The organism is Thermomicrobium roseum DSM 5159, from assembly GCF_000021685.1.
GTDB classification, from domain to species: Bacteria; Chloroflexota; Chloroflexia; order Thermomicrobiales; family Thermomicrobiaceae; genus Thermomicrobium; species Thermomicrobium roseum.
On record NC_011961.1, the window covers coordinates 438,094 to 457,518 of the forward strand.

18 protein-coding genes and 1 pseudogene are annotated in these 19,425 nt (G+C 66.9%); 9 read left to right on the forward strand and 10 right to left on the reverse strand.

Annotated features, from left to right (window positions below; all coding sequences use genetic code 11):
- Positions 1–59: 59 nt before the first annotated feature.
- Positions 60–269 (reverse strand): hypothetical protein, encoded by a 210-nt coding sequence (locus TRD_RS11230; RefSeq protein ID WP_012642619.1) that lies wholly within the window; start codon positions 267–269, stop codon positions 60–62.
- Between the two features lie 412 nt (positions 270–681).
- On the opposite strand from TRD_RS11230, the gene TRD_RS11240 reads away from it, so the two are divergent.
- From TRD_RS11240 to TRD_RS11265, 6 genes are all read left to right on the forward strand, one after another.
- Positions 682–1,845 (forward strand): pyridoxal phosphate-dependent aminotransferase, encoded by a 1,164-nt coding sequence (locus tag TRD_RS11240; RefSeq protein ID WP_226980766.1) that lies wholly within the window; start codon positions 682–684, stop codon positions 1,843–1,845.
- Positions 1,846–2,385: 540 nt separating this feature from the next.
- Positions 2,386–2,907 (forward strand): cupredoxin domain-containing protein, encoded by a 522-nt coding sequence (locus TRD_RS11245; protein ID WP_012642720.1) that lies wholly within the window; start codon positions 2,386–2,388, stop codon positions 2,905–2,907.
- A 14-nt stretch (positions 2,908–2,921) separates the two neighbouring features.
- A complete protein-coding gene (locus tag TRD_RS11250; protein WP_012643266.1) occupies positions 2,922–4,406 on the forward strand; it encodes a cbb3-type cytochrome c oxidase subunit I in 1,485 nt (494 codons plus the stop codon).
- 29 nt (positions 4,407–4,435) lie between these two features.
- Positions 4,436–5,308 carry a formate/nitrite transporter family protein gene (locus TRD_RS11255; protein ID WP_012642455.1) on the forward strand — a complete coding sequence of 291 codons (873 nt, stop codon included), beginning with the start codon at positions 4,436–4,438 and terminating at the stop codon, positions 5,306–5,308.
- Positions 5,305–6,180 carry a cytochrome c oxidase assembly protein gene (locus TRD_RS11260; protein WP_012643073.1) on the forward strand — a complete coding sequence of 292 codons (876 nt, stop codon included), beginning with the start codon at positions 5,305–5,307 and terminating at the stop codon, positions 6,178–6,180. Before TRD_RS11255 ends, TRD_RS11260 begins: the two co-directional genes overlap by 4 nt.
- A 46-nt stretch (positions 6,181–6,226) precedes the next feature.
- Positions 6,227–7,546, forward strand: coding sequence for a flavin monoamine oxidase family protein (locus TRD_RS11265; protein ID WP_012642551.1), 1,320 nt, complete (start codon positions 6,227–6,229; stop codon positions 7,544–7,546).
- Positions 7,547–7,615: 69 nt separating this feature from the next.
- On the opposite strand, the pseudogene TRD_RS11270 reads toward TRD_RS11265, so the two are convergent.
- Positions 7,616–8,470: pseudogene (locus TRD_RS11270) on the reverse strand (HAD-IIA family hydrolase); the annotation flags it as partial.
- A 205-nt stretch (positions 8,471–8,675) separates the two neighbouring features.
- On the opposite strand from TRD_RS11270, the gene TRD_RS11275 reads away from it, so the two are divergent.
- Positions 8,676–9,527, forward strand: coding sequence for a DMT family transporter (locus TRD_RS11275; protein WP_012642873.1), 852 nt, complete (start codon positions 8,676–8,678; stop codon positions 9,525–9,527).
- Positions 9,528–9,629: 102 nt separating this feature from the next.
- On the forward strand, positions 9,630–10,571 hold the full coding sequence (locus TRD_RS11280; protein WP_143714851.1) for a 2-hydroxy-3-oxopropionate reductase: 942 nt from the start codon (positions 9,630–9,632) through the stop codon (positions 10,569–10,571).
- Between the two features lie 207 nt (positions 10,572–10,778).
- Here the strand turns inward: TRD_RS11280 and TRD_RS11285 are convergent, their stop codons facing one another.
- From TRD_RS11285 to csx2, 3 genes are all read right to left on the reverse strand, one after another.
- On the reverse strand, positions 10,779–12,263 hold the full coding sequence (locus TRD_RS11285; protein WP_012643110.1) for an amidase: 1,485 nt from the start codon (positions 12,261–12,263) through the stop codon (positions 10,779–10,781).
- Between the two features lie 139 nt (positions 12,264–12,402).
- On the reverse strand, positions 12,403–13,107 hold the full coding sequence (locus tag TRD_RS11290) for a hypothetical protein (protein ID WP_012642590.1): 705 nt from the start codon (positions 13,105–13,107) through the stop codon (positions 12,403–12,405).
- 481 nt (positions 13,108–13,588) lie between these two features.
- Positions 13,589–14,782: a TIGR02221 family CRISPR-associated protein gene (csx2, locus tag TRD_RS11295; protein ID WP_226980767.1), complete on the reverse strand. Its 1,194-nt coding sequence runs from the start codon at positions 14,780–14,782 to the stop codon at positions 13,589–13,591.
- A 183-nt stretch (positions 14,783–14,965) separates the two neighbouring features.
- On the opposite strand from csx2, the gene TRD_RS11300 reads away from it, so the two are divergent.
- Positions 14,966–15,970 (forward strand): Uma2 family endonuclease, encoded by a 1,005-nt coding sequence (locus TRD_RS11300; protein WP_012642823.1) that lies wholly within the window; start codon positions 14,966–14,968, stop codon positions 15,968–15,970.
- Here the strand turns inward: TRD_RS11300 and TRD_RS11305 are convergent.
- From TRD_RS11305 to TRD_RS11325, 5 genes are all read right to left on the reverse strand, one after another.
- Entirely contained in the window at positions 15,954–16,418 is a 465-nt protein-coding gene (locus TRD_RS11305; RefSeq protein WP_012642947.1) for a hypothetical protein, read from the reverse strand. The genes TRD_RS11300 and TRD_RS11305 overlap by 17 nt on opposite strands.
- 65 nt (positions 16,419–16,483) lie before the next feature.
- Positions 16,484–17,269 (reverse strand): ABC transporter permease, encoded by a 786-nt coding sequence (locus tag TRD_RS11310; RefSeq protein WP_012643225.1) that lies wholly within the window; start codon positions 17,267–17,269, stop codon positions 16,484–16,486.
- Between the two features lie 46 nt (positions 17,270–17,315).
- Positions 17,316–17,525 (reverse strand): hypothetical protein, encoded by a 210-nt coding sequence (locus TRD_RS11315; RefSeq protein ID WP_081433488.1) that lies wholly within the window; start codon positions 17,523–17,525, stop codon positions 17,316–17,318.
- Positions 17,526–17,532: 7 nt separating this feature from the next.
- Positions 17,533–18,378 carry a carbohydrate ABC transporter permease gene (locus TRD_RS11320; RefSeq protein WP_012643084.1) on the reverse strand — a complete coding sequence of 282 codons (846 nt, stop codon included), beginning with the start codon at positions 18,376–18,378 and terminating at the stop codon, positions 17,533–17,535.
- Positions 18,375–19,388 (reverse strand): carbohydrate ABC transporter permease, encoded by a 1,014-nt coding sequence (locus tag TRD_RS11325; protein WP_012642965.1) that lies wholly within the window; start codon positions 19,386–19,388, stop codon positions 18,375–18,377. Before TRD_RS11325 ends, TRD_RS11320 begins: the two co-directional genes overlap by 4 nt.
- Positions 19,389–19,425 lie beyond the last annotated feature (37 nt).

The following is a 19,425-nucleotide window of genomic DNA, read 5'->3' on the forward strand; positions in this document are numbered from 1 at the left end:
GCGCGCTCGGCCTGACGGTCAGGAGTGCACGGTTGACTCGCGCTGGTCGGAAGCGACTGTCAGCGCGAGGTTGCTGGCCGGCGAGCGAGGAACCAGGCCAGGAATGTGAAGACGATCATGATCGCGGTACCGACGAAGACCGGTGGCCAGCGATCGTGGGTCATCTCGCGGACGAAGAGCAAGGTTTCACCGATCGCGACGACGAGCGCGACCGCGATCGCCACCGAGAGAATCGGGACGACCAATGCGAGAACGAGGTCGCGGCGCATCCTGTCTCCTCCCACCGTTCCGCACAGCCGGCAGTGGGCCAGCGGCGAGCACGTCACTGGAGCGAGTATGCGCCAGGAGGCGCCGCTGGGCAAGTGGTCGCGCTGCCTGTGCGGCCAGCGGCAGACTGCACCGCGCGCTGGGGCGTGACGATCCGCGGCTGGCGCAGCCCGTGGGGCGACGGTCACTGCGGTCACGCTCGCGCAGCGTTGCGCCTCGGGGAGTTCGGCGAAGGCATTCGCCGGACGGAAGGTGAACCGCGGTCGGAGCGTCGCTGGATCGAGCGCCGGGCGACGACCGTCTCGAGATCGCGTGTGTGACAACTCGCTCGGTTCAGCTTTTCGTGCGATGATGGGAAGGGAGTGGTGCAGTTCAGGAGCGGTGGACGAGGAAGAGCGGAGGCGAGCGGTGCAGCTGCAGGACCTTTTGGCGGAGCGGATGGGCCGGCTGGGGACCGAGAGTGCTTTCGAAGTGCTGGCGCGGGCCCGTGCGCTGGAAGCGCAGGGGCGCTCGATCATCCATCTCGAGATCGGGGAGCCTGACTTCGATACGCCGCCGCATATCGTGGAAGCGGCGATCGAGGCCTTGCGCGGCGGGGATACCCACTACACGCCAGCAGCCGGTCTACCGGAGCTGCGAGCGGCGATCGCCGAGGAGGTGAGCCGGACGCGTGGCATCCCGGTCGAGCCAGATCGCGTCGTGGTTACACCTGGCGGTAAGCCGATCATGTTCTTCACGATCCTGGCGCTCGCCGAGGAGGGTGCTGAGGTCATCTATCCGGATCCGGGTTTTCCGATCTACGAGTCGGTGATCCGCTTTGCGGGGGCGACGCCGGTTCCCTTGCCGCTCCGTGAGGAACTCGGTTTCGCCTTCGATCCGGACGAGTTGCGCCGGCTGGTGACGAAACGCACGCGGCTGGTCATCGTGAACTCGCCACACAATCCGACCGGTGCGGTCATCGGGCGTGAGGTGCTCGAGGAGTTGGCGCGCTTGGCCCAGGAGTACGGTTTCATCGTGCTTTCCGACGAGATCTATCGGCGCATCGTGTACGATGTCGAGGCGCCGAGTATCGCTAGCCTGCCGGGCATGGCCGAGCGGACGGTGATCCTGGACGGTTTTTCCAAGACCTATGCCATGACCGGCTGGCGACTCGGCTATGGGGTAGCCCCGCGCTGGCTGGCCGAACACCTGGTGCGCCTGGCGGTCAATTGCCACTCGTGCGTCCCTGGCTTCACGCAGCGGGCAGGGCTGGCGGCACTGCGGGGCCCACAGGATGCGGTCGATCGGATGGTCGCCGAGTTCCGGCGGCGACGCGATGCGGTCGTGGCTGGCTTGAACAGCCTGCCGGGAGTCCGCTGTGCGGTGCCAGCGGGCGCGTTCTACGTGTTTCCCAACGTGACGGAGACCGGTCGATCGGCGAGCGAACTCGCCCGCGAGCTGCTGGAGCAGGCGGGGGTCGCCGTGCTGGCCGGGACCGCGTTCGGTCGCTACGGTGAGGGGTATCTCCGGTTGTCCTTCGCCAACTCGCTGGAGAACTTGCTGGAGGCGATCGAACGGATGCGACGCTACCTCGGCTGAACACGCGCGCTTCCACGTCATCGGCGAGAGCGACGGGAGCACGCTGCTTCGCCACGCGAGGCTGTTTCCGCCGCTCGGCGTGCCGGAGCGGAACGCTCGTCGGCTTGCCGTCTCGGCCGCGTCGTACTGCGCGCCTCGGCGACCCACCGAGATCGATCGGGTGCCTGAATCCTGACCTGTTCTCCCTCTGGCCAGGACGCCTTTGACCCTGTCCCCCGAGACAGCGTTCGCTCGTTCGTTGCGGGGAGAAGACCACGGCGAAACAGCGTGCGAGCCTGGCGCTGGCGCCTGCTCGGCGATCGTCGCCGGGCCAGGGCTGCTCGAGAGCAGGTGCCGAGTCGCGTGGTTCCTCGTGCGGGCGTGCCGATCCCGGTCGTGCGGTATGCCGGCGGGGCACCGCGCGATGCGAGGCGGATACTCGACGGAAAAGGCTGGAAACGTGTCAGCAGTTATGCTATTCTGGTCGTATACCAACGTAGTTGTGAACCGACAGAACAGGAACGAGAGCGACGACGTGGGCCAGCCAGAGGAGGGGGTGCGATGCAGGTTGGTGTCGGGGTGCTCTTTCTTCTCCTGACGATCGCGTGGACTGGTGTGCTGTGGTGGGTCGCCACGCGGAGTGGGCAGGCGGTGCCCTACGAGCGGGTGAGTGCCGTCATCAGCCGGATCCGCCGATGGGGTGCGCCGTTGGTGGTTGCCCTCCTGGCGATCGCCTTTCTCGTCTCGCTGCTTTTCTTGCCCTACGCTGGGTCACGCGCGCAGCGGCTGGGTGAACCGGCAGTGACCGTGGACGTCACCGGCCGCATGTGGGCGTGGGAGCTGAGCCGGACAACTCTCCCACGCGGTCAGGTCGTCGAGTTCCGGGTCACTGCGCTGGACGTCAATCACGGGTTCGGCATCTACGCGCCGGATGGGCGGATCGTGACGCAAGTCCAAGCGATGCCGGGTTATACGAACCGGCTGCTCTTCCGCTTCGACCAACCTGGGGTCTACACGATCCGCTGCTTGGAGTTCTGCGCGACCGGGCATCACTTGATGCAGGCACAGTTCACCGTGCAATGAGAGGGGGATCGGCCATGGCTGGCAATGCCCACAGCAACGTCGCGGCACGGCGGTCGGTCGAACAGGCAGCGCTCGCCTACATGGTGACCGGATTCGCGGTCTTCTTGCTGATGGGTCTGCTCGGCCTCCTGATGCGCCTCCAGCACGCGGGGTTGATCGATCTCGGACCGCGCTGGTTCTACCGCATCATGACCCTGCATGGGGCTGGCATGGTGGCGGGTGTCCTTCTGGCCTCGCTGGGAGGCGTCTCCCAGGTGATCACTGCGCGGATTCGGCTGAGCCCGCGCCTGCTGTGGAGCGCCTATGTCGTCTATTTCCTGGGATCAGGGCTTGTCGTGTTGGCGACGCTGGTCGGTGGCTTCGCGGCTGGTTGGACGACGACGTATCCCCTGCCGGTGCGCGGTGACTGGCCGGTCAGCGCGACGTGGGCGTTCCTGCTCGGCTATACGTTGGTGGCGGTGGCCTTTCTGCTTTGGTGCCTGGCGGTGCTGGTGGGGGCACGACGCGCCTTCGGCGGACTCACGAGTGCGCTCGCCTGGCCGGTGCTGTTCCGCCATCCAGTCGGAACGGGGCAGCCGATTCCGACCGGGCCGGAACTGGCGGCGACCGTGGTGGCGATCGACGGGGTGATCGCTGTCCTAGCAGGAGTCGTCTATCTGGTGCCCATCTTCGCGCAGTTACTTGGGCTGGTGAGCGGGTTCGACGTCCTCTTCGCGAAGAACATGCTCTTCCTTTTCGGGCATACACTCGTGAACTTGAACATCTATCTGGCTGTCGCGCTCGTCTACGCGACGCTCGGTGCCTATACCGGGCGCGCGTTCAAGATGAGCTTTCCGGTTGCGCTGGCCTTCAACCTGGTCATCGTTCTGGTCCTGTTACCGTACTTCCATCATCTCTACCAGGACTTCGCGCAGCCTCTCCCGCTCCATCTCGTCGGGCAGTTCGGCTCCTATGCAGTCGGTGTACCGGCCTTTTTCGTCACGATCGTGGGGAGTCTCGGGCTCCTCTATGGGTCGCGCGTGCGCTGGTCGGCGCCGGTCATCTTCATTCTGGCTGGTCTGTGGGGTTGGACGGTCGGCGGGATGGCTGCGGTCATCGATGGGACGATCGCCATCAACAACGTGATGCACAACACGCTCTGGGTCCCGGCCCACTTCCACTCCTACTATCTCTTCGGCGCGGCCGGCTATACCTGGGCGTATCTCTTCCACCGGCTGAGCGGTGTCGAGGGGTGGGCAAGCTCGGCGCTGGCCCGCCGGCTGGCCTGGTTGTACGCGATCGGTGCCGGTGGCTTCGTCCTGGCTTTCTTCCTCTCCGGGCTCCAGAGTGTGCCGCGCCGCTACGCAGTGCATCTGCCGGAATGGCAAGGACTGGCGCAGGCGGCAGTGCCGTTCGTCCTCCTGCTGGTGATCGCTTTCGGTGGACTCTTGCTCATGGCGTTGCGGAGCGTCCCGGCCGCTTGGCGGCTGCCGGTCGCCGAGCCGACCGGGGACGACTGAACAGCACGGAGCCGAGCATAACGGTCAGTATGCGGGGCCGGATCGTCGTCCGCGGGGGCGGGAAGGTGACCATGCGCGGGATGGCGGAGCGCCAGGATGGGCAGGTCGAGGAACGCAGCGAGAGCGTGCCACCGCCAGTGCTCGTCGCGCTGATGCTCGAGGCAGCGGAGAAGAAGGCGCATCTTCCGATCGCGGCGCTGCTGGCTCGCGGCGCTGCCAGCGGCGCTCTCCTCGGTGCGGCGACACTCCTGGCCATGACGGCCTGGGCGCAGGGGCTGCCGCGACTGGTCGGTGCAGTCGTCTTCCCGGTCGGTTTCTGCATGCTGGTCTTGCTCGGTCTAGAACTCGCCACGGGTAACTTCGCGTTGCTGCCCGCTGCCTGGTACCGGAGACGGATCACAGCCGCAGCAGTCGTGCGCAACTGGGGGTGGGTCTATCTGGGGAATTGCCTCGGCTCGATCGGCTTCGCGGTACTCGCTGTCGCCAGCCTGACAGGGTGGTGGAGTCACGAGGCCGGACCGCTCGGCGAGCAACTGCGCCAGCTGGCCGCGAGCAAGGTGCTGCTCTACCGCGAATCGGGATGGCTGGGCTGGTCGACCGCGCTGACCAAGGGGGTTCTCGCCAACTGGCTGGTGACGGTCGGCACGGCCCTCGCTTTCGTCTCGCGGTCGACCAGTGGCAAGATCGCGGCGATGTGGTTGCCGATCATGACATTCTTCGGACTGGGTTACGAGCATTCGATCGTCAACCTGTTCGTCATTCCAGCTGGCATGCTGGCAGGAGCACCGATCGGGGTGGGCACCTGGCTCATTTGGAACCAGGTGCCATCCACCCTAGGAAACGTGATCGGCGGGGCGCTCTTCACCGGTCTCCCGCTGGTCTGGACACACGGTGAGCGATGAGCAGCGTACCGGAACCACTCGTCTGGCTGCCGCTTTCGGCTTGGCTCGATCCCCGCAACTGGACGTGGCGTGTCCCGGTCGTCGTGGTCCTGAGTTGGTTGCTCGCTGGCTACGCGGTGGGGATGATGCGACTCGCGGCGCGCTGGCCGCAGGGCTGGCGACTGGCTCCTCGCGCCTTCGCGTGGGGGATCGGCGCGGCGATGCTGGCACTGGCTCTGCTCTCGCCGCTGGACGATCTGGGTGGTCTCTTCTTCTCATGGCACATGGTGCAGCATCTGGTCCTCCTCTACGCTGCGCCGGTCCTGCTCCGAGGCTGGCCGTATCCAGTGTTCCTCTGGGCGTTGCCGGCGTGCCTGCGTGTGCGGGTGGCCGCTCTTCTGTGGCACGGTGCGCTGGGGGATCGCCTGCTCCGCTGGGCGACGCGGCCGGTGGTGGCGTTCGCGACAGGCATCCTTTCGCTGTGGCTCTGGCACTATCCGCCGCTCTACGATGCTGTCCTCGCCCGGCGGTGGCTCCACGATCTGGAGCACCTCACCTTTTTCCTGGGGGCGTTGCTGTACTGGTGGCCGCTCATCGGCGCCCCACCCGCGACGGGGCGTTTCCGAACCGACGGTGGTCGAGCGCTCTACCTGATCCTCTACGGTGTGCAGGCCGGAGTGCTCGGCGCACTGGTCACCTTCTGGCCCAGTGTGCTCTATCACCGTTACCTTGCGGCGAGCGGCGTGCCGGTGGAGCGGTTGCTGGCTGACCAAGCGTTCGGTGGCTTGGTGATGTGGCTCAGTGGGCCGATCGTGGTGACGCTGCTGGCTCTGGCCACGCTCGGTCGTGCGAGTCGGGAGGTTGCCGAGAGCGAGGTGCTCACACCACACTGACGAGGCGAGACGGACCGCATGAGCGGTGCGGGGAAGGAGGAGTGTGGTGGGCGAGCCGATACGCGAGGATCGCGTCCTCGTTCTCGGTGGCGGGATCGCCGGTCTGGTCGCTGCCTGGGAGCTGCACCGAGCCGGCGTCGCGGTCGAACTGCTGGAGGCGCGTGACCGAGTCGGCGGCCGACTCTGGACGAGTGACGAGTATGGTCCGTTCCCGGTCGAGCTGGGTGCGGAATTCATCCACGGTGATCGCGTGATCACCTGGCGGTTTCTCCGGATGTTCGGGCTGCGCGCGATCGACGATCCGAGCCAAGACCGGCGTTTCGTCGGAGCGAATGGCCGCATCCTGCCCTCGGGGGAGCTGTCACGGCCGGTCGGCGAGGCGATCTTCGCGCCGCTGAGCCAGGCTGCTGAAGCATGGTTCGCATCCGGCGAGCCGGACACCGATCTGGCGACGGCGCTTCGCTGGTGGGCGTCGCGGCAGGGGATCACGATCACCCCGGAGCTGTGGGAACTCTGGGAGACGCTGGCGGCGATCGGCTGGTCAGCGGATCTGGCGGAGATCGGCGCGGCTGGCGAGGTGGAGGCGACGTACGAGGGTGATGGCTGGCGCAATTGGCGGATCGCCGAAGGACAGCAAGCGCTCGCCCGGCGTATCGCGGAGGAACTGGGTTCGGTGATCCGGCTCGGCTCGGCCGTGAGCCGCGTGGAATGGGGAAACGAGGGTGTACGGGTCTGGGCCTCGGACGGTGAGCATCGTGGCCGGTGGGCGATCGTTGCGCTCCCGCTCGGGGTGTTGCAGGCAGGCACCATCGAGTTCGTTCCGGAGCTTCCCGAACCGCTCAGGGAAGCGATCGACCGGCTCCTCCCTGGGCGCTCGCTCAAGATGGTCGTCGAGTTCACGTACGATCCGTGGGGCCCGGAGATCGGGTGTCTCTTCGTGACCACGCCGCACGGCATCTGGGAACGGCCGGGGCTCGGTTTCGCCGCATCCGAGCCGGTCTTCAGCTTGCTGACTGGCGGGCGGGATGCGGCCCGGCTCGGTGCGCTGCCGCCGGAGCAGGCGGTGCGTGAGGTTGTCCAGGCGCTCGGGGCAGTGCTGGGTCAGGAACTCACCGGCAGGGTGCGCCGAGCGCAGGTGATCGATTGGACGCGCGATCCCTGGTGCCGCGGTGGCTACTCGGTCGTCCCGCCCGGTGGGGCAGGATTGCGGGCTCGCTTCGGCCAGCCGATCGGCGACCGGCTCGTGTTCGCTGGCGAGCATACGAGCGTCGTGCGACCGTCGACGGTGCACGGGGCGATCGAGAGTGGACTGCGAGCGGCCGAGCAGATCCGCGCGCTCCGCAGCGCGACAGCAGCGGGCGCCTGAGGCGCGTGCTCGCTTCGCCGCGATCCTGGAGAGGAAGCGTCGTTCCGGGTGGTAAGGGGGTCTCGCGCCTCACGATGCTCGGCTGAGCCAGCTGGGCAGCTCAGCGATGGAAGGAAGCAGCGCGTCCGGTCGCCCCAGTTCGAGGTCGTTGGGGCGGAAACGTCCGGTCTGGACGAGCACCCCCGTCATTCCGAGCTGGCGAGCCGGGAGGATATCGGCAGCCAGGCTGTCGCCCACCACGGCCACGCGCTCCGGTGAAAGACCGAGGCGCTCCAAGCCGGCTCGGAAGAAGTCGGGCGATGGCTTGCCGACGAGGTGCGCCTGTCGCCCGAGAGCCGCTTCCAGCCCGAGCAGAAAGGCGCCGGTATCGAGTGCCGGGCCATCGCGGCGATCCCAGACCAGGTTACGGTGCATGGCGACGAAATGGGCGCCGCGGAGCAACAAACGGAACGCGCGGTTGAGGCGATCGTAGCTGTAGACGGGACCAGCGCCACCGAAGACGACAACAGTCGCGCTGTCATCCTCGACCAGTGGGATACCGGCGAACTCTTCCTGCACGTCACCGTCGACCAAGAGGTAGCAGGGCTCGCCAGGGTAGTGAGCACGCAGGTATGCTGCAGTCGCTGCGCCGGCCGTCACGATCTCGTCATCGGCGACGGGGAAGCCGAGTTCGCGGAGCAGGGCACCCAGCTGTCGGCGCGTCCGTATCGTAGTGTTGGTGAGGAGGACGAAGGGGATGCCCCGGGCGCGCAGCTCGAGCACTGCCTGGACGGCACCGGGGATCGGTTCACCATCGATGTGCAGGACACCGTCGACATCGAGAAGGAATCCGCTGATGGTTCGCATCGCATCGTCTCCACCGAGCTGGTCGGGTTCCAGCGCCGGACGGCGCCTTCCCCTGTACAGTGTAGCGATCCAGTGCCGAGCGGTGCGCCGATGGTGGTGCCGGCGAAGGTGGCTTCTGGCTGACTCCGCCTCGTTTCCTCACCGGTACTCGGACGAACTCCGGGTAGGGGCGATCGTGAGTGCGTCGGTTCACCGATCGGGTGACGCGAGGAAAGCGGGGTGGCACTGCGCGAACGGGCAGGGTGATCCGCGATCGGGTGACGTCGACTAGAGGGGAGCGGGTGTGATCGGAGCCTGGCTCGGTCTGGCTGTCGCAGCAGCAGTGGCGTGGGGGACGGCGGACTTCCTCGCTGGCCTGGCTGCGCGTCGTCTCCCGCTGCTCATCGTCCTGTTCGGAGTGCAAGCGATCGGACTGGCGATCGTGCTGCCGTTCTGGCTCGCCTGGTCAGGCGATGGGACGGTGCCGGGGATGGCCGTGGCTGCTGGGTTCGCCATGGTAGCCGGACTCGCTGCCCTGTATCGTGGGCTCGCTCGGGGGCCGGTGAGCGTGGTGGCGCCGGTCGGTGCGCTCGGTGGGGCAGTACCGGTCGGCATCGGCCTACTCACAGGCGAGAACCTGGCGGGCGAGCACCTGCTGGGGGTACTCGCCGGCCTGGTTGGCCTCTCGCTGGTCACGTGGGAGAGAGACCGAGTGGCCCCACGGGGACAGTCCACGCGCGCCGCGCTGGCGCACGGCGTCGCAGCAGCGCTCTCGCTGGGACTGGCCGTGGCGCTGCTCGGCGTAGCGGGTGAAGGGGAGCCTCTCGGAGCAGTCGTCGCCGCGCGTGTGACAGCAGTTCTCCTGCTCGGGGCAGCCGTAGCCGGTTGGTTACGGCGGCACCGGGATCGGTCGCTGCTGCGGCACTGCGCGCTCGCGGTCGCTGCGGCAGGGGTGCTCGATGTGGCGGCGACCGTCTCGTTCGCGCTGGCAGCGGAGCGCGGTCCGCTCGGGCCGAGTGGGCTCGTCGCCTCGCTCTATCCGGCGTCGACCGTGCTTCTCGGGGTCGTCGTGCTGGGTGAGCGGCTCTCGGTGCTTCGCTGGGCCGGCATCGGGCTGATCCTCGCGGGTGTAGCTCTCCTGCGCGGTGCCGGGTAGCGAACGGGGTCTGCTGCGAGACCAGTCGACCCTCGCGCGGTGGAGATACTCGGGGTGATCGGCGACTGGTCAGACACAGGAACAGGCCTCTTGCCGAGTGCCGTGCGGTGCGGTAATTGGGGAAGGGTAGCGAGATCCGGAAAGGTGGAGACGATGGAACGGATCGGGTTCATCGGTCTGGGAATCATGGGACAACCGATGGCGCGCAACCTCCTGCGTGCAGGGTTCCCCTTGACCGTCTACACGCGGGACCGACGGAAAATCGAGGCGTTCGTCGAACAAGGGGCGAACGGGGCGAACTCACCCCGCGAGGTAGCGGAACGCAGCACGGTCGTCATCACCATGCTGCCCGATTCGCCGGAAGTCGAGGAGGTCGCGCTCGGGCCGAACGGGGTGATCGAGGGGATTCAGTCGGGGAGCCTGTTCATCGACATGTCGACGATCGATCCCTCGGTCGCCCGCAAGCTGCACGCGGCGTTCGCTGAACGCGGAGTGGAAGCGCTGGACGCACCGGTTTCCGGTGGCCAGATCGGGGCCGAGCAGGGGACGCTCTCCATCATGGTCGGTGGCTCGGAAGAAGCGTTCCAGCGGGCCTTGCCGGTGTTCCAGGCGATGGGGAAGAACATTACGCACGTGGGTGGTCCCGGTGCGGGGCAAGTGGCCAAGGCGTGCAATCAAGTGGTCGTCGCTTTGACGATCCAGGCAGTGGCCGAAGCGCTCCTCCTCGCCGAGAAGGCGGGGGTGGATCCGGCGCGGGTGCGCCAGGCGCTCCTGGGTGGCTTCGCGCACAGCCGGATTCTGGAGGTGCATGGGCAACGGATACTCGAGCGCGCCTTCGCGCCCGGCTTCCGGGCTCGCTTGCACCGGAAGGACTTGCGCATCGCGCAGAACCTGGCGCGCGAGCAAGCGGTCCCGCTCCTGGCGACCCAGCAAGTGGCGGCGCTCTTCGACAGCATGCTGGCGCGGGGGTTAGGCGAACACGACCACTCGGCGCTCGCGCTGGTCTATCGTGCGCTGGCGGGCGAGCAGGGGGAGGATTCCTGACCGGGTCGGCCAGCTGCGCGAGCGGACGCGGGCGTGCGGGTGCAGGGGTGCCGCGGTTGCGGGTGACCGCGTGCTGCGATCGCTGCCGGTCAGCCGAGCGAGAGACTTGCGCCAACGGGCGCTCGGGGGCGGGTCGAGCCGCCCAAGGGGAGAGCGCTTTGCTTGCAGCCCAAAAACCGACACTATGAGTCGATCGCGTCGCTGAGCTCAGAGCGGGCGCGCGGCACAGCGCTGATAGAGTTCCTGCCAGGGACGCACCCGCTCGAAGACCGCGCTCGCGGTCAGAACGTCGGCATCGGCGTAGCGCCGCCCGATGATCTGCAACCCGACCGGCAACCCGCTCGCGCTCAGCCCGGCCGGGATCGAGGCTGCCGGATGCCCGCTGAAGTTGACCGGATAGGTGAGACACCAGCCGATCAGCGGGTCGACGGACTCGCCGTTTACTTGGCTCGGCCCGACGGTGTTGCCGTCATCGGCGTTTTCCACCGGCAGGCAGGCCAGGGTCGGTGTAACGAGGAGATCGTAGCGTTCGAAGACGCTCTGGATCGCGTCGTAGACCTCCGAGCGGATGCACTGGTCGCGATAGAAATCCAAGGCGGTCATCGAGCGAGTCTTCTCGACCCATTCGAGATATTGTGGGGGAAAATCGTCGCGGTGCTCGCCGAGAAGGTCGATCCCCTGCGCCGCGAACCCGTCGAGCGTCAACAAGTTGATCGGCATGATGAGGCGACACCAGAGGTCGCTGAGTTCTCGCTGAGAGCGTGTTATTCCGATCCGTACTTCTTCGACGGTGGCACCCGCTTCCTCGAAGGCGCGCACTGCTCGGCTCACCACCGTTGCTACCTCCGGCTCGACTGGGAAGACATCGAAGTTGGGGCTGTAGCCGATGCGCCAACCGTGAATCGAGCGGCGTGTGGCAGCGAGGAAGTCGACCTGCTCGTCGAGCGCAAAGGGATCACGTGGATCGTAGCCGGCGATTGCGGAGAGGACGAGCGCCGCGTCCTCGACGGTGCGCGTGATAGGACCCTCGAAGAGGAACGGTGTGTCGCCAGCGAACGCGTTGGGACGGGCAACGAAGGGAACGCGGCCAAAGGAGGCCTTGTAGCCGTAGACACCGCACCATGCGGCGGGGATGCGGATCGAGCCGCCGCCGTCGGTCCCTTCGGCGAAGGGGACGAGCCCGTCGGCCACTGCAGCGGCGCTCCCGCCAGATGAACCACCAGTGTTGCGCCGAAGATCGAAGGGATTGCGCGAAGGACCGAAGAGATAATTGTCGCAGGTTCCACGGAAACCCATGACTGGGCTATTGGTCTTGCCCAGGACGATAGCACCCGCACGCTCGACCCGCTCGGCGAACAAGCAATAGGCGTTGACGACATGGTCTTTGAGTGCCCGGATGCCACCGAAGGTGCTCTTCCATCCGGGCTTGAAATCAAAAAGATCTTTGATCGCGGTCGGTACACCATGGAGCGGGCCGAGTGGATCGCCGCGCAGCACGGCCTGCTCGGCGTCGCGAGCGCGCTGGCGAGCCTCGTCGAATCCGAAATAAACGAAGGCGTTAAGACTGGGGTTGCGCTGCTCGATCCGAGTGATGAAGGCGTCCACGACCTCGACTGGCGAGAGTTGGCGTCGGCGGATATGGAGGGCGAGTTCGGTTGCGCTCATGTAGGCGAGTTCCTCGTGCATCGTCATGACAGCTCTCCTTTCGCCCATGACGGGTGCGTTCAGGTTTCGCCAACGCGACTCGATCCGTTGGCGTCAGGAGATCATCGGGTTCTGCGGAACTGCCATCCCCAGGCTACGCCACTCCTCGTCTCCTGTCAAGCGGATGTCAAGCGGATGCGCGAGTACCTGGCTGAGCAGATCGAATCATGGCGAGAGGGAGCGGGAGGACGAGAGGTCGGGGGCGTGACCGAGGAGAACCCGCGCAGCATCGTTCGTTGCGCGGACTTTCCCCTCCTCTGTTGGACGAGAAAGCGAGCGTTCCCTCGGTGTCTCTCCGCGAGATCGGGTTGGCGTGCGGTGCGCCGTGCTGCGGAGCCGGTAGACCTGCTTGCCCAGCTCGAGCGACGCTCGCGGAACGGTCGTTCTCGGACTTTTGGTCGCTCGTGCGTGCCTTGGAGCGGATGAGGTGAGCCAGTTCGCTGATCCGATCAGTGAGGCGCCGATCGATTTCGGCGGCCTGTGGCAAGAGCGAGGCGCTCGGCCGGTTCGGCGTCAGTGCCGCTCGCCAGGCTAGCTCGATCGTCGTGCCCAGGCGTTCGAGGCGCTGGACGAGCGGTGGGTGCGAGTCGATCGGGTGGGGAAGGTGATCGGCCGCATGCCGGTCCGGCGGTACGGGCGCGTCGAGCCGGTTGGCCGTCAGCCAGGCGACCGCTTGCCCGGCCGATGGTGGATCGTTCGGCTCTTGACTGAGCCGTGCGCGAGAGACCGACCAAGCGTATACCGTGCCGGCGACCTCGAGGAGGGCAGTTCCCAGAGCCAGCCCGCCCGCGACCTGGGCGCCGGCTGCATCGGCGGTGATCACCCGCGCCATTGCTGTTCTGGAAGACTCGCACAATGGAGTCTCAAAGGCGTCATCGGTGCATCAGCCTCCAATCTCTTCGGGCGGTGGCTCACACGGTAGCGGCAATCCAATGAAAAGCTCTGACGGGCCGGAGATCGTTGCACACTGTGTGTATTCCCGCGTGGCTGCGACCAACTCGTCCTGGGCCCGCTTCTCCCTCCGGTGCTGGCTCATGAGCGACTGAGAATGAGCGGTGGCTGTCGCCGATGAAGCGGTGGCTGTCGCCGATGATGGTGTGGAGCGACGCGAACTCTGCCTCCCACATCGTTCAGCCCCCGTGCCCCTGCCTGACCAGGTCACCCACGGACTGGTCAGAACGCGAGGTCTCATCCGGTCGCGGCGCACGTTCTGCTCGACCCGCTCGAGTCACCGGTCCGGCCGGACGGTCAGTTGCGTGCGATTCCACGGCTGGGTAGCCAGCCAGTGGAAGGGCGCTCTGGGAGGCGCTCATTTACTGGAGAAGTGTGGCGAGTTCGGTCACGAGTTCTCGAGCGCGGCGGGTGACCCGATCGGGTGTGCTCCGGTCGGTCCGCATGCCGCAGTGGGCGAGATCGTTGCGGAGTTGGGTGACCTGGTCCCATACCTCGGCGATCCGCCGCTCGGGCAACGCGTGCAGCAGCGGTGAGCCGTCCCGCAGCTGCTGCTGGAGCGCATTGAGCTCGTTTTCGGCCCGCTGACGACTCTCCCGCTGCAGCCAACTCGGCCGCAGTTCCGGAAACGTCCGCCAGAGGTACCAGCTCACCAGCCACTCGCGGGCCAGCGTGACCGCCTGGAGGACGAGGCCCTTGCCGAGCGCGTAGCGGATCAGCTCGAGCTGGGCCCGGAGGTTGCCCTCGTCGAGCTGCTCCGGGTTTGGATGAGCGAGCGGCGCGATCTCCGCGCGCACCCGCTCAGCGAGCACGGCGAAGGGCGGCGTCCAGCGAGCCAGCTCCTCCTGTGCGGTCGCGAGTTGCTGGTCGAGTTGATGGGCAGCTGCCAGTGCCTCGAGCGGACGATTGAGCCAGACGGCCTGGCTCAGCGCCCCGAGCTTGTTGCCGACCCCGGCGAGCTGGCGAGGCAGTTCGGGGGCCTGTTTACGGTACAGATCGCTGTGGGTCGCCTGGATCCGCGCGGCGAGCAGGCGCCCGTCTCCGCTCCGTTCGAGAGCCTCGATGCCACTCGACCACTCGGCCAGATCGACGAGAGGGCTGAGATCGAAGACCGGCGTCTCGTCGCGCTCGCGGTCGCGCGCCTCGAAGGCACCGTAGAGGATCCGCTGGATGGTCACCCCACGCAACTGTCGCAAAACCAGCGCGGCGACCGCGGCGAAGAGCGGCAACGAGCGGAAGCCGTGTGTGACGTCGAGCACCAGCTCAGCCTGTTCGGGAACGGCGGCGACCAGTGCGTCGAAGATCTGCCAGAGTTCGGCCTCGCTTTTCCCGGCTGGAATGGGCACCGGCTGTGCCCGCTCGCCGAGATGCGCCTCGAGTTGCCGCCAGTTCGCGTGGGCTGCGCTATCGGGTGTCAGGAGCACGAGGAACCGTTCCGCGGCCAGCCAGGCATCGAGCGCGACAGGGAAGAGAGCGCTCCGGTGTCGCCGAATACGCTCCCCATCGTCCCACACGTAGGTCGTTTCTTGATAGGTACTCGTACCCAACACCGTCATGACGAGCACGACTGCCTCCCTCCGCTGGTCACGCGCGACATGCTTGCCGCGGTCCGCTCGCCACGGGAACCCCAGTGTTCACCTCGTCGCCTGATGATAAAAAAGGAGAGTGCTGTAGGGAAAGGGGGGCCTTCCGTGGGAGGCCTGTACCGCTGGTTGGACGGCCCGTTGAGGAGCCAGATCGTGCGCGCCTGGGGTGGGTGGGTACGACCGGCTCCACTCCAGGACGATCCGTCCTGGTACGAGACGGGCCTCTCCGAGGACGAACTGATCGGCATCCTGCCAGCACGCTCGATCGGTGAGGAGAGCGGGGAGGACTTGCCTCCGGACGTGATCGAGTTCCTCACCGCGGACGAAGACGATGCGGACCGACCGGAGCCCGAGGAGCCGGAAGACCCAGAGGCAGCGCTGTCCCCAGCGGGGGTGGTGCTCTTGCCGGAGCCGGGCGTCTGTTCGACGCGGCCCGCCAGCATCCCCCAATGGGCGGTGGACGAGAAGGCGGCCGACCGGCTGCGCGACCGACGGACGGTGTCCAGTGCGGTGGGTCGTTCGTCCGCCGCGCAACCGCGGTCGACGAGCATGACGCGGTCCTCTGGCCGATCGGCAGAGGGTGAGGCGGCTGCGACGGGATCGACCACGCCCGCCGAGGACGAGCGTGCTCTTGCGGCCCAGGCCCACGAGCCGCCCGGGCGCTGGGATGATCTGGCGTGGCCGCTCGCATGGCTGGCTGAGCAGCTGGCCGCGATCCTCGAGCCGCGCTGGGTGGTTCTGGCACACCTGCCGTGCCGACTCGGTCCCTACTGCGCTGTCCAGCTCAGCGCGCCGCTCGCGGTGGTCGAGCCGACGCACTGGGCGACCGCGCGCACTGGGGTGCTCACCGGCGCGCCCCGGCTCGTCATCGAGGTCGCGGAGGCGGAGAACAGAGGAGTCGTTCTCCGCCGGCGGGTCGACCAGTGGCTCGGCCATGGCGCCGGCGAAGTGTGGGTGGTCGATCCAGCGCGTGGCTGGCTCACGTCGGAGCGGCCAGGTCGCGAGCCGAGCTGGTACGCGCCACCGGCGCCTCTCCCGCTGGGCGCGCTGGCTCCGGGGCGCTCTGTGGACCTCGCACCGCTCGTCCGCCCGGCAGGCGCCGGGCCGGAAGGCGGTGACCCGGGAGCTCGTCCTGACGCGACTAGATCGCGTCGGTGAGCATGAGGAGTACGGTCGTCCCCTGGTCGCTCGCCTTGACCACGACGGTCAAGGCTGCTTCGCCCCGCTTGGCCGCGAGCGAATTCTTGGGAGCGGATTGGAGCTGCCAGCCGAGCTGCGGGAGCGCCGTGCGGTAGAACTCCAGCACGCGATCGGCTGGATCGGGGACAGCGAAGCTGATGGTCCCGCCGTTCTCGACCTGGGTCGCCAGCGGTGAAAGATCGCCGGGCTGAGCGCCGGGATAGAGCGGCACCTGGTGCATCGCCCACGGCTCGATCATCTGGTAGGAGGTCGGTGCCGGTTGGGCGCCGGAACCGTAGCCGTAGGGATCGGCGCTGCCACTGCTCTCGCTGGGGGTGGCGTCGCTCGTGGTCCCTCTGCTCGAGCGGCGGCAGGCGACTCCGAGCGGCAGCGACGCGATCAACGCCAGGAACGCTCTCCGTCTCATCGGTCCTCCTCGATGCAGGCTCGAATCGACGGCCGCACCGGTACCGTTGCCGGCCGCGACGCGTCTCATTCCTGTGCGGGAAGGATACTCCGCGCTGCGCTCAACGCGATACCGGCGACCAGCACTGCTGTGACCCCGAGGAAGGCTCGCCCGTTCTCAGCGAGCGCATGGCCAGCCCAGGCGGAGCGCAGCAGCGTGACCACCGGGTCGAGCGGGAGAAAACGTGCGATCTGGTGGACACGCTCCGGCAGGAGTTCGCGGGGCATCGCCGCGCCGGTCAGGAAGATCATCGGATAGAGGAGCACCATCCCCACGACCTGGGCGGCCGTCGCGCTGGGCAGCCAGAAGCCGAGTCCGAACCCGAGCGCGAAGAACGCGAGCGCGCTCACCATGTAGACCAGGACGGCTGGCCAGATGCGGTCGGGCCAGCGCAAGTCGTACACCAGGCGGGCGACGAGCACGAGGAGCGCCATGCCGAGGGTCGTCAGGACGAAGGCAGTCACCACCTCCGCAACGAGCAGCTCGAGTGAGCTGACCGGTGTCACGGCGAGTCGCCGCAGGATGCCGCGCTCGCGCAGGCTGGCGATATGGACTGGAACACTGACCAGCCCGACCGTGGCCAGGATCATTGCGGTGTAGGCGGGCACCGATACGTCGACCGTTCCCAGTCCACCGTAGCGCGCCTTCGGCTCGTTCCCGTAGATCGTGCCGAAGATCAGGATGAGGACGGTCGGGAGGATGAGCGCGAAGAAGAGCGTGTACGGCTCGCGGGCATACAAGCGGAACTCGGTCAGCGTGAGGGCCGCGGTCCGCCGGCTGAGCGCGCGGAGCGTACTTGCCGAGTCGGCCATTCCCTACTCCTACCCACCCAGGCTCGCGATGAGCCATCGCCCCGCGTCAGCTCCAACGCTGTCCACCGTGGCTTGCTCGCTCGTCGCTTCGACTACAGTATGCCGAAGCGAGCGCTCGGCGTGGGGTCCGCTCCGGACCCAGCGCGATGAAGCCGCGAGCGATACCGCCCGCGCTGACCAGCTGGGTTGCATCGGAAAGCTTGCGCAAGGCAGCGACTCGTCCGCTGGACTGTTCGGACGCGCCGCGGCGCGCCATCGGGCCGTCAACCCTTGAGGGAGCCGGCGAGCAGGCCGCGCAGGAAGTAGCGTCCTAGGAGAATGTAGACCAGCAGCGTCGGCAGCGCGACCAAAAGCGCGCCGGCCATCTGGACGTTCCACATCGTGTACTGGCTCCCGGCGATGTTCTGGAGCGCGACCGTCACCGGCCGCTCCTGCGGCGAGTTGGTGATGACGAGTCCGAAGAGGAACTCGTTCCAGATCGAGGTGAACTGCCAGATGGCGACCACCACGAAACCGGTCGCCGAGAGCGGCAAGATGACGCGCCGGTAGATGGTGAAGAACCCGGCGCCATCGACCTTGGCTGCCTCGAGCAGTTCCGTCGGGATGGAGGCGTAGTAGTTGCGGAAGATGAGCGTCGTGATCGGGATGCCGTAGACGACGTGGGTGAGGATGAGGCCGGGGATCGACCCGTAGAGCCCCAAGCGCTGCAGCGTCAAGACGAGCGGGATCAAGATGCTCTGATAGGGGATGAACATCCCGAACAGGATAGCCGTGAACAGGGCATCGGACCCGCGGAAGCGCCATTTGGACAGGACGTAGCCGTTGAGCGAGCCGAGCAGGCTGGAGACGATCGTCGCGGGGATGACCATCTGGAAGCTGTTCAGGAAGCTCCGTTCCAGTGTCTTCCACGCCGCCATGAAGCTATCGAACCGCAGGCCGGAGGGGAGGTCCCACATCCGGCTGATGTTCACCTCTTCGAAGCTCTTCATCCCGGTGATGAACATGAGATAGACGGGCAAGAGGTAGAAGAGCGCGAACCCGACCATGATGGCGTACATGGCCAGGCGAGCGGGGCGAAGGCGGCGAACGGGGAACTCGCGAGCGCTCATCGTTCGGTCTCCGTGCGCAGCCGCCAGATCAAGTAGGGGACGATCAGGACCGAGACCATGACCAGCATGACGATGGCGATCGCAGCTCCCTCCGCGTACTTGTTGCTCTTGAAGGTCGTCTCGTACATGAAGATCCCCGGCACGTCGGTGGCGAAGCCCGGTCCACCGCCGGTCTGCGTCATGATGAGGTCGAAGATCTTGAGCGAGATGTGGCCCAACACGATGACCGCGGCGAGCGTGACGGGCTGCAGAAGGGGGAAGGTGATGTAACGGAACACCTGCCACTCGCTCGCGCCGTCGACGCGAGCGGCCTCGCGCAGTTCGTCGGGGATGCCGCGTAGTGCGGCCAGATACATGGCCATGGTGAAGCCGGACATCTGCCAGATGGCTGCGATGATGACCGGCAGCATGGCGAGCGGGATGCCGAGCGGTACGCGCAGCCAGTCGGGCTGCCAACCACCGCCTGGCCAGACCTCGGACGTCGTGCTCCAGGCGATGAAGACGGGCAGGCCGAGCTTTCGGAAGAGGAGGTTGAGTCCAGTCGGCTCCTGCGGTGTCCCCGGGACGAAAAGCCACTGCCAGGCCGTTCCGGTCACGACGAAGGAGATGGCCATCGGGAACAGGTAGACCGTGCGGAAGAACGACTCACCGCGCACCCGCGAGTCGAGCAGCACTGCCAGCAGGAGCCCGATCACCAGCGAGCCGATCAGAAAAAAGATCGTGAAGACGATCGTGTTGCGGAGATCGCTCTGGAAGCGGTAGGAGGTGAAGATCGTCGCATAGTTGCGGAACCCGACGAAGGTGAGATCGGGCACGATCCCCTGCCAGCGGCTGAGCGAGACGACGGTGCTCCAGAGAATGAAGCCATAGACGAAGACCAGGATGGCCGCGACCGAGGGAGCGAGCACGACGAACGGGATGAAGCGATCGACGCGGGGGAAGCGGACGCGCGCTTCCGCTTCCCGCCGCGCCACTCGTGGTCGGACCTGTTCGGCTACCTTCCCAGCCATCGATGATCCTTGCCGGAACGGATCGAGACCGCGCGTC